2 protein-coding genes are annotated in these 1,708 nt (G+C 71.6%); both read right to left on the reverse strand.

Going from position 1 to position 1,708, the window contains the following annotated elements; all coding sequences use genetic code 11:
* A partial coding sequence (locus tag FHD67_RS20065) for an ArnT family glycosyltransferase (protein ID WP_139599839.1) occupies positions 1–1,431 on the reverse strand: 1,431 nt, incomplete at its 3' end.
* The gene (locus FHD67_RS20070; RefSeq protein ID WP_139599840.1) at positions 1,428–1,703 is read right to left on the reverse strand and encodes a lipid-A-disaccharide synthase N-terminal domain-containing protein; all 276 of its coding nucleotides are present in this window, start codon (positions 1,701–1,703) and stop codon (positions 1,428–1,430) included. The genes FHD67_RS20065 and FHD67_RS20070, both read right to left, overlap by 4 nt.
* Positions 1,704–1,708 lie beyond the last annotated feature (5 nt).

The raw sequence follows: 1,708 nt of genomic DNA on the forward strand, positions 1-1,708 counted from the left end.
GTCGCGCAGCCACCCCGCAACGGCGTCGTCGGACAGGTGGGCGACCGGGTTCAGCAGGCGTCCGGCAAAGTTTAGCTGCGCATGATAGGTGCCGTCGGTGACGGCGACGCCTGCGGTATCATGGGGCGCCACGGCCCGGCCCAGATCGGTCATGTCATAGCGGGCGAACAGCAGCGGGCTCAGCCCGAGATGCAGCCCGATCATCAGCGCCAGCGGCAGCGCGGCCAGCGCCATGACCGGCGCCCGCAGCCGCAGGAACGCCGCCAGCCCCGTCAGCGCGCAGAGCCCGCCCAAGGCCAGCGACCACAACGGCAGCGGGTCGCCAAGCCGTGCCAGCACCGGGATGAACCCTGCGCCCGTGGCCAAAGAGGCCAGGACCAGCCCGATCACGGGCGCGGCCAGCCACAGGTCGCGCCGCCCCCACCGCCGCGCGGGCAGGCCACCCGACAGCAGCAGTGCCAGCGCGGGCAGTTCCGGCAGCAGGTAATGCGCCTGCTTACCGCTTATCAGAGAGAATGCGACGACCGCCCCCACGGCCCAGACCGCCGCCAGCCGCGTGCCGGGATCGGCCCACAGCCGCCTTGGGCGCAGGGCACCAAACCCCGCCCCGGTCCAGCCGAACGGCCAGATCATCGCGGGCAGCAGGGCGGCATAGAACCACCAGGGCTTGCGATGGGCAAAGGATGCCACCATGCGCCCGCCGCTTTGCCGCCACAGGACCTCGGTGCGGTATTCCGGCCCGCCCAGGATCAGCGCGGGCACCAGCCACAGGCCGACCGCCACCAGCGCGACGGCCAGCGCCAGCGCCAGCCCGCCCGCCCACTGTCGCGCCGACGGGCGGTCCGGCCCTGCCCAGAGCGGCATCGACAGCGCCACGGGCAGCACGTGGACCAAGATCACCGGCCCCTTGGCATAGACGCCCAGGGCCACGGCCATCCCCAGGGCGACCCAGGCCCCGCGTCGTGGCCTGCGGACCGCCGACCACAGCGCCAGCATCGCCAGCAGCGTGGCCGCGGTCAGCATCGCGTCGAACATGGTCGTCGATCCGAACAGCAGCCAGACCGGCGATACCGCCAGGATCAGTGCCGCGGCCCCGCCACGCGCCGGCCTGTCCGGCCACAGCCGCAAGGCCAGCAGCCCGGTCATCGCCACGCAGGCCGTCGCGAAGGCCGGCCCGACCAGCCGGGCCGCGAAGGCATCGACGCCCACGACCGCCCAGACCAGGTTGATCAGCCAGAACAGCAGCGGCGGCTTGTGCCCGTAGATCGCCCCGTTCAGATGCGGAACCCAGGGCGACTCGCCGACATGCATCTCCCACGCGGCGGCGACATATCGCGTCTCGTCCACGGGCATCAGCGGACGCAGCAGGATCAGCGTCAGCGCGGTCAGCCCGAACAGCAGCGTGGCGGACAGGACGGGCCGCATCCTCATGCCGCGGCCGTCCGGCGATGCTTGCGGATCAGCATCAGGTTGCGCAGATAGACGAACAGCCCCAGCCCCTGGCCCAGCACGAAGACTGGGTCGCCACGCCACAGCGCATAGGCCAGGAGCGTGACCCCGCCCGCCAGCGAGAACCACCAGAACGCGTGCGGGACGACACTGCGTCGCATCCGTTCGCTGGCCAGCCACTGGATGACGAAACGGGCGCTGAACAGCGCCTGCCCCAGAAACCCGATCCCAAGCCAAACCGTCTGTCCCGTCATCCGCC

It is taken from the genome of Paracoccus haeundaensis, assembly GCF_006239215.1.
GTDB lineage: Bacteria > Pseudomonadota > Alphaproteobacteria > Rhodobacterales > Rhodobacteraceae > Paracoccus > Paracoccus marcusii.

What these genes read in the sequence shown, in the direction of transcription:
- FHD67_RS20070 (WP_139599840.1), bottom strand. Translation starts at nt 1,703, where the DNA reads ATGACGGGACAGACGGTTTGGCTTGGGATCGGGTTTCTGGGGCAGGCG.